The sequence below is a fragment of the Candidatus Vampirococcus lugosii genome, from assembly GCF_018420025.1.
Classification (GTDB): Bacteria; Patescibacteriota; Gracilibacteria; order Absconditabacterales; family Absconditicoccaceae; genus Vampirococcus; species Vampirococcus lugosii.
In genome coordinates, this window is record NZ_JAEDAM010000044.1 from 1 (window position 1) to 9,168 (window position 9,168).

A 9,168-nucleotide genomic window follows, 5' to 3' on the forward strand; every position below is an offset into this window, starting at 1 on the left:
TTATCAAATAATTCTCTCATTTCTGATTTTAAATTTTGTGAAATTCATTCTCTTAGTTTTTTTTCATTTCATTGAATCATAGGTTTATAAATAGATGATACTTTTTTTATTCAAATACTAGCATGATTTATTTGTAAATAAATATTATATATTCATCTAAGATTCATATCTTGCTCATCTATATTAAATATAATTGTTTGTAAATTATTTATTCTAGCTGTCAAATAATCTCAAATTTTTTCTCTATCTCAATCTATATTTTCTCATTCATCAAATATTTTTGATAAATAGTTTGATAAATAATTTCTTGTATTTTCATCTCAAATATTATCTAATTCATCATTAATTTTTTCTAATTTTTTATATATACTTACATAATTATCAATAATTTCTAAAATATTTTCTATAATATATTTTAAACTATAAAAATCTAATTTATTATCATAAGATTTTACAGTTATTTTTTGGAAACTACAATCCGAACTTTCTAGTTCATCCAATAATTTACAAGAAAGTCAATTAATAATATCTGTTCATATTCAAACATCTTTCAAATTTACATAACCAGTAAAAGCATCTACAAATTCTTGTCTATTTTGATATCATGTAAATTTATTTTCCCATCTCAAATAATTATTATAACTATCATTATTTTGAAATAAAACTTTAATATCACTTATATCAAAATATTTTAGAGAACCTTCCAAATTTTGAACAGTTCTCAATTGCAAAATTGCTACATCTATAAAAGTAGGCTGACTTTTTGGAGATTCATTTGATAATTTATTCAGAGCATTTGATTTTTGTGAAGAATCTAATTGATCAAAATTAATAGAAGATACACCTCATAACACATCAAACTTCTCAAAAGTATCAGGAATTTCTGCTGTACTTATTATATTTTTATAAACTTCATTTAATAAAGTTGAAGATGTTGCTCAAAATGATATAGAAGTTAAATTTCCCAAAGAAACTATAATAAACAACATTAATATATATAATTTTTTCATTTTTTATTTTTTTATTTTAATAAATAATATTATTTACTTAAAATAAAGTATAATATTATTTATTAAATTTTCAAGTATATTTTAAGTTTTATTATATTAAATCAAAAAAATACCACTTTTTTAATTAAATTAAATTAAAAAAATGGTTATTAGATAAAAAATATTTTTTTATAAATCAAGATCTTTTACATTTTTGGCATTATTTAATATAAAATTTCTTCTCATAGAAACATCTTCTCACATAAGAACTCTAAATAATCTATCTGATTCTTGAGCATCTTGAACAGTTACTTGTTGCATTTTTCTAAATTCTGGATCCATTGTAGTATCCCAAAGTTGTTGTGGATTCATTTCTCAAAGTCATTTATATCTACTTATTTGAACATTTTGTCAAAATCAATTTTCTTGAATTGATTTATTTAAATCAACATTTGGAGGATATATATATACTTCTTTTTTACCTTGTTTTAACTTATATATAGGAGGTACTGCAATATAAAGATTTCAATTATCAACTAGTGGTTTCATATATCTATAAAAAAATGTAAGCAATAAGGTTCTAATATGAGCTCCATCAACATCAGCATCCGTCATTATTATAATTTTTTCATATCTTATTTTACTAATATCAAAATTATCTTTTATTCATCATCAAATTGCAATTATTAAAGATTTAACTTCATTATTTTGTAATATTCTCTGCATAGCAGCATTTTCAGTATTCAATATTTTACCTCTCAAAGGCAATATTGCTTGAAATGCACTATCCCTACCCTGCTTCGCACTTCAACCAGCAGAATTACCCTCTACTATATAAAGTTCCGTTCATTCAGGTTTTTTAATATGACAATCAGAAAGTTTTCAAGGCAAAACTCAAGTAGATAAAACATTTTTCCTCAAAACAGTTTCTCTCGCCATTTTTGCAGCTATTCTAGCTTTTGCACTCAAAGTTATTTTTTCCAAAAGATTTTTGAATTGATCTTCATTTTGTTTAAAATAATCTTTCAGATAATCATAAACAATTTTATCAATTTCTTTTCTTACATAAGAATTACCCAATTTTCATTTAGTTTGTCATTCAAATTGAGGTTCTGGAATTTTAATACTAATTATAGCATATAATCCATCTGTAATATCTGACATTTGAAATTCTCATATTTTCTTATCAACTTGATTAAAACTTTGAGCAGTTTCATTTATTATTTTAAGTAAAGAATTTTTGAAACCATTTACATGACTACCACCATCTATAGTATGTACATTGTTTACAAAAGAAATAATATTATCATTAGTAGTATCCACAAATTGAAAACTTATATCAGCCCATATATCTTTTCATTCTTTTTGAATAAAATATTGATCAGTTACAGAAACTTGTTCTCATACTATATTTTTTAACCAAGTTTTTATTCATCATTGAAAATAAAATCTTTCTCTTTTATCAGTTCTTTCATCTATTATAGTAAAAGAAACTCAAGGAGTTAAATAAGCAGATTGTTTAAGTCTAGTAGTAATTAAATTGTAAGAAAATTCAATAGTTTCAAAAATATCTCAATCTGGTCTAAATTTTATAGTTGTTCAAGTTTTATCAGTTTCTCAAATTATTTTAACATCATCTACAGGAACTCATTTTTTATATTCTTGTTGATAAAGTTTTCAATTTTTATGAACTTGTGCTATCATATCAGTTGATAATGCATTTACAACAGAAGAACCAACTCAATGCAAACCTCAACTTACTTTGTATGCAGATTTTTCAAATTTACCTCAAGCATGTAAAACTGTCAATATTGTTTCCAATGCAGATTTATTAGTTTTTTTATGTTTAGCAACTGGAATTCATCTACCATCATCATAAACTGAAACCCAGTTTCATTCTCATAAAACAACAGTAATATTATTACAAAAACCTGCTAAAGATTCATCAACTGCATTATCTACTATTTCTTGTACCATATGATGTAATCATTTTGTATCTGTGGATCATATATACATTCAAGGTCTTTGTCTTACAGGTTCCAATCATTCCAAAACTTTTATTTGAGAGGCATCATATGTCATATATTAATTTATTTAATAAATACTAAAAATATAAACTATATTATATATATTTTTTTAATAAATTCAATTGTAAAAACTATTTTTATCTTAATACCCAAAATTTATTGACAATAATAATATTATATAATCAAATTATTATTCTTGACATATATTCTCAAAAAATAATCTAGTAAATTAAACATTAAATTTAAAAATTATTACATCTCAGTCTTGAACAACATAATCCTTTCATTGCAATTTTACTAATCATTTTTCTTTTGCTTTTTGCCAAGAAAATGTTTCCAAAAGATCTTCATATTTTACTATTTCTGCTTTAATAAATCATCTTTGAAAATCAGTATGAATAGCTCATGCTGCTTGAGGAGCTGTACTATTTTTTAATATTGTCCAAGCTTTAGTTTCTTTTTCTCAACTTGTAAAATAATACATAAGCCCAACTTCATCAAAAGATTTTTTTATCAAATCATCCAATGTAGGAATTTTTACATCTCAATACATATCTTTCAAAAAATCTTGTTTTTCTTGTTTATCAAATTCTATCATATCAGCTTCAATTTTTGCACTTACTAAACAAACTACTTTATCAAGCTTTTTTTCATATTCTTTTATTAATTTTGAAGAATTTAAAATATTTTCTTCGGAAACATTTAAAACATATATAAACGGTTTATTTGTAAGAAAATTATATTGTTTCAAAATATTTTTTTCTTTATCAGAAAAATCACTATATATATCATATATTAATTTTCATTCTTGTAATATTGATTTTGCTTTTTCCAAAACAGAAAAAGTATCTATTGCATCTTTATCTTTACTTTTAACTTTTTTTGATAATTGAGGTAATTTATCTTCTATTTGTTGCAAATCGGATATTATAAGTTCTGTATTTATTGTTTCTATATCTCTCATAGGATCAACATTTCAATCTACATGATTTACATCTTCATCTTCAAAATGTCTTACCACTTGCACAATAGCATCAACTTCCCTTATATTTCATAAGAATTTATTACCTAATCATTCACCATTACTCGCTCATTTCACCAAACCTGCTATATCAACAAATTTAATATTTGCATAAATTTTATTTTTAGAATTTGAAATTTCAGATAATTTATCAACTCTTTCATCTTTTACATCAACTATTCAAGTATTTGCATCAATAGTACAAAATGGAAAATTTCAACTATCTGCAGAATAAGAATTTGTAAGAGCATTAAACAATGTAGATTTACCAACATTTGGCAAGCCAACTATACCTATTTTCATAAAAAATATATTTAATTAAATAAATTTAAATATCATTATAATTAATTAATATTTTATTTCAACAAGATATTGTTTTTTATTTCAAAAATTTTTTAAAATAAAAAATTGTATTAATTTAAACTAAAAAAATTATCTCAAAATTTTGTAATTATCAGTAAAATCTATAATTCTAGATTCAACAGATTTTTTGTAATTATGTATCAGAATATAATCAACATTTTTTTCAAATTTTTCTTCAAAATATTTTTCATCTTCTATATAATCAGTATTTGAAATATTTGCAGAAGTAGTAATAAAAGCTTGATTTAATTTAGTTACAAAATTTTGAAAATTATTTTTTAATATTCTAACTCAAACTTTATTATTTACTCAGATATCGGGCAAGAATAAATTATTTTTTTTACTAAGAATTACTGTAATACCGTGATTATTTTCCAAAAAAAAATTAAATTTTTCTTCAAAATCATTACTTGTAATAAAATTTTCTTTGATCCAATCAATATTTGGAGCTACAATAGAAAAAGGTTTATTTTTATCTCTTTTTTTAATATCATAAATTCTCTCAATATTTGATTTATTTACAATAGATCAAATTCAATAAATAGTATCTGTAGGATAAATAAAAATTTTATTATTTAATGCTTCTTTTACATAAAAATCAAAATTATCACAGAAATAATTGAAATTTATTTTCTCCATTAAAAATAAATTAATTCAATAAAATAAAATCTAAAAACTTTTTATGAATCTTATATCTCAATTTGTCAAAAGTCTTATATCTTTAATTCAATATTTAACTGCTATCAGTCTAGTCATTCACATACCAAATGCAAATCATGAATATTTTTCAGTATCTATTCATCACTCTTTAAGAACATTAGGATGGATCATTCAAGCTCATAAAATTTCTATCCAACCAGTTCATTTACACAAACTACATCATTTTCATTTACAAATAGGACAAGATGCATCAATTTCCATACCTGGTTCTACAAAAGGAAAATATCAAGGTCTCATTCTTATTTCAAGTTCATCATTTTCTAATATTTTGGACAAAAGTTCTCTCAAAGTATATTTAAGCTCTGCCATAGATATATTTTCTCAAACTACAATTCATTCATATTGCCGAAAACATGAATCATGAGATGAATCTAAATTTTCATATCTATAAACTTTACCTGGAATTACAACTTTTGATGGTGCTCAATATTTTTTAAATATATCATTTTGTTTAGCAGAAGTATGAGTTCTTAATATATATTCTTCTCATTTTTCATCTTTATTTGTAAGAAAAATAGTATCATGCATTTCAGTAGCAGGATGATTAGATGGAACATTAAGAGAATTAAAATTTTCATATTTACTAACTAAACTATCTCCTTTTTCTATTATAAATCACATTCATCTAGATATTTCTTCTATTTGTCTCCTAGTTTTTGAAATCAAATTTAAATATCATTTATCTATATCAAAAGATGGAATACCTATATCTATAAGTTCATTATTTAATTTTTTATTTATTTGTTCTTTTTTTAAAAAATTCTGTTTTTTATCAAATTCAATTTGTATTTCATTCTTTAGAGAACTAAGAAATTGTCATTTTTCTTTTCTTTCTTCAGGAGACAATTTTCCCAAAGTTTTAAATTCTTCATTTATTTGAGATTTCTTACCAAGATATTTTCAATGAAAAGATTGTAATCATTCTACATCACAAACACTATCTAAATTTTTTAAAATTTCATCTTTATTTATCATAAAAAAATATATATTATATAATAAAATTATATTAAATATATATAATGAAAAAATAAATATTTTCAAGATTTAAATATTTTTTTGTACCAACAAGATTAAATTATCAGTACTACTATAAAAAAAAACATATTTATAGTTGTTTTTTATTAAAAAATCTTTATATATTAATATTATTTAATTTTGTAAACTACAATTTTGTATGGTAAGCATTAGTGTCGCAAGTAAAGAATTTTGACTTACAAAAAAAGAATTTATTCAATTTGTAAAAGAAAAAACTGGTAAAGTTTATAGTGAGAAAACTTCAAGAATTTCTGATAATGTTTTTAATAAATTAAAAAAAGAATTAAAGCCAAAACTTGAAGATAGTGATACTTCAAAAATTTCTTATAAAAAAACATTTGTATCTGATGATGATATTCTTTTGGAAGAGAATTCTTTTTTATCTGAATTATGATTTGAATCTGAAATAAATAATATGATTATAGATAATAAAAAAAACTTAAAAAAAGAACAAATTGTAAGCACTATTTCTGACAAAAAAAATGAAATTATTGAAAAACTTGAGAATATTGAAGAAGTAAAAGTAAAAAAAGATGAAAAAGAATTTATTAATACTAATTTAGATATAGATATAGATAAAAAAGATCTATGAAAAGATGAATTTATTAATGAAGAAAATGATAAAAATAAAGAAGTAGAGGTAGAAGTAGAAGAAAAAAAAGAAAAAATAAATCTTAATTCAGAAGAAAAAGCTTGATCAAAAAATATATCTGTTTGAGGTAAAAATAAGAAAACAGGTAATAAGTTTAAAGTAACCAAAAAAATAGATCAGAATCAGAATATAAAAGAAGAAAAGAAAAATGATAATAAATCAAATAATACACCTGTTGTAGGCAACAATAATAATTGAGAAAAAAAACAATGATGAATAAAGTTTAATATAGTTAAAAAAAGTGATAAAGTTAATACTTCTTCTAATTTTGGTAAAGTAAATAATTACTGAAAAAAAACTACAAAATTAACAAAAAAAGATAAGAAAAAACAAGCATCTTTTGTTAAAAAAGAAGAACCAATTAAAAAAAGAGAGATAAATCCTCAAGTTTCTTCAACATTAAAGAAAAAAGATGTTATTAGTATATGAGATAAAATAAGTATAAAAGAATTTTCGGAAAAAATGTGAGTTTCATTACAAGAGCTAATGAAAGCTTTATTGTGAAATAAAATTGTTTTGTCGGTAGCATCTAATATAGATTTTGATACAGCATCTTTGATATGAGAAGAACTTGGTGTTAAAGTAGAAAAAGAAAAAGAAGATGTTTCTGTAAGTAAATTATTGTCTTGAGATATTAAATCTATTTTGGATCTTGATAAAGATTTGCCAAATCTTTCAGTTAGAGCTCCTATTGTTACAGTTATGGGACATGTAGATCATGGTAAAACTAAATTATTGGATTATATTAGAAAAACTGATGTTGTATGATGAGAAGCGGGTTGAATAACACAGTCTATTTGAGCATCACAAATTCATCATAATTGAAATTTAATAACTTTTATAGATACTCCTTGACATGAATTATTTACAGCATTAAGATCTAGGTGATCAAAAATAACTGATGTAGCAATTATTGTTGTTGCTGCTGATGATTGAATTAAACAGCAAACTGTAGAAGCTATAAATCATGCAAAAGATGCACAAGTTCCTATAATTGTTGCAGTTACAAAAATAGATTTGCCAAACTCTAATATTGAGTTAGTTAAATCTAAACTTTCAGAACATTGATTAGTTGCTGAAGATTGGTGATGAGAAACTATTGTAGTTCCAATTTCTTCTATTACTTGAGAATGAATTGACGAATTGTTAGATATGGTAAGTTTACAATCTGAAATATTAGAATTAAAATATAATTCTGAAAGAAATTGAGTTGGTGTTATTTTGGAGTCAAAAAAAGATGCTAAAAAATGAATTACAGCTAGTATGATATTAATGACTTGAAATATGAATATTTGAGATGTTATTATTTTAGGATCTACATATGGAAAGATAAAAAGAATGACCAACTGGAAAAAACAAGATATAAGAAAAAGTTTCGGTTGAGATCCTATACAAATTCTTTGAATACAAGATTTACCAAAACCTTGAAGTATTGTGGAAGTTATAAATTCGGAAAAAGATGCTCGTAATAAAATACAAAAAATTAAAGATAATGAAGAAAACGAAGTTGTATGAATTTGAGTTCAAAATTTATTGGATCAAATTTCTGCATGAGAAAAGACACAACTTAAACTTATTTTAAAATCTGATAGTTTTTGAAGTTTGGAAGCATTAAAATATGCTATATGAAAAATAGATGTACATGAAAATGTTGAAATTAAAATACTACATAGTGATGTATGAGCAGTTAATGATTCTGATATTAATTTGGCAAAAGCTTCTCTTGCTTTTATTGTTTGATTTAATCTTATTAATAATGCTTTAATCAAGAAAAAAGCTGAAAATCAATGAGTTATAATTAAGTCATTTGATATTATCTATGAACTTATAGATTATGTACAAACATTAGCTACTTGAATGATTGTGATAGAAAAAGAAGAAGTTCATATATGAAAATTAGAGATTAAAGCTGTATTTTATAGAAAATGAAAAGAAATGATTGTTTGATGAAAAGTTATTCAATGAAAAATTAGAAATTGATCATATTTGAGAGTATATAAAGATGAAATAAAAAAAGAAGAAGAGAAAGATATACAAGCTTTTGCAACTGGTAAAGTAAGTTCCTTAAAAAAAGAACAAGAAAATGTTGAAGAAATTTCTGTAGGTCACGAATGTGGTATTAAAATAAAAGTTTCTCAAAAATTACAAGTATGAGATGTTTTAGATTTTTTTGTAATGGAATAATATATAAAAAATAATTTTTAATTATAAATTAAATCATTTTTTATGATGAACAATAAATTAAGTTAAAAATTAATTAATATTTTTATATTTAATTTATTTATTATAATTAGTATGATACTGTATATATAATATATTTATTTGAAAATTATTTATAAAATGAAATTAGTTGTTTGATTA

6 protein-coding genes are annotated in these 9,168 nt (G+C 22.5%); 1 reads left to right on the forward strand and 5 read right to left on the reverse strand.

What is annotated here, in order from left to right; translation table 25 throughout:
* The 5 genes from VAMP_RS03575 to pheS form a co-directional block, all read right to left on the reverse strand.
* Nucleotides 1-1,010, reverse strand: a 1,010-nt coding sequence (locus tag VAMP_RS03575; protein ID WP_213349365.1) for a hypothetical protein, incomplete at its 3' end; no start/stop codon positions are given.
* Nucleotides 1,011-1,178: 168 nt separating this feature from the next.
* A complete protein-coding gene (locus tag VAMP_RS07085; protein WP_213349367.1) occupies nt 1,179-3,071 on the reverse strand; it encodes a DNA gyrase/topoisomerase IV subunit B in 1,893 nt (630 codons plus the stop codon).
* A 174-nt stretch (nt 3,072-3,245) separates the two neighbouring features.
* Nucleotides 3,246-4,340, reverse strand: coding sequence for a redox-regulated ATPase YchF (gene ychF, locus VAMP_RS03585; RefSeq protein ID WP_213349369.1), 1,095 nt, complete (start codon nt 4,338-4,340; stop codon nt 3,246-3,248).
* Nucleotides 4,341-4,469: 129 nt separating this feature from the next.
* A complete protein-coding gene (locus VAMP_RS03590; RefSeq protein WP_213349373.1) occupies nt 4,470-5,039 on the reverse strand; it encodes a Sua5/YciO/YrdC/YwlC family protein in 570 nt (189 codons plus the stop codon).
* A gap of 30 nt (nt 5,040-5,069) precedes the next feature.
* On the reverse strand, nt 5,070-6,095 hold the full coding sequence (gene pheS, locus VAMP_RS03595; protein ID WP_213349376.1) for a phenylalanine--tRNA ligase subunit alpha: 1,026 nt from the start codon (nt 6,093-6,095) through the stop codon (nt 5,070-5,072).
* 199 nt (nt 6,096-6,294) lie between these two features.
* On the opposite strand from pheS, the gene infB reads away from it, so the two are divergent.
* On the forward strand, nt 6,295-8,991 hold the full coding sequence (gene infB / locus VAMP_RS03600; RefSeq protein ID WP_213349378.1) for a translation initiation factor IF-2: 2,697 nt from the start codon (nt 6,295-6,297) through the stop codon (nt 8,989-8,991).
* Nucleotides 8,992-9,168: the final 177 nt, after the last annotated feature.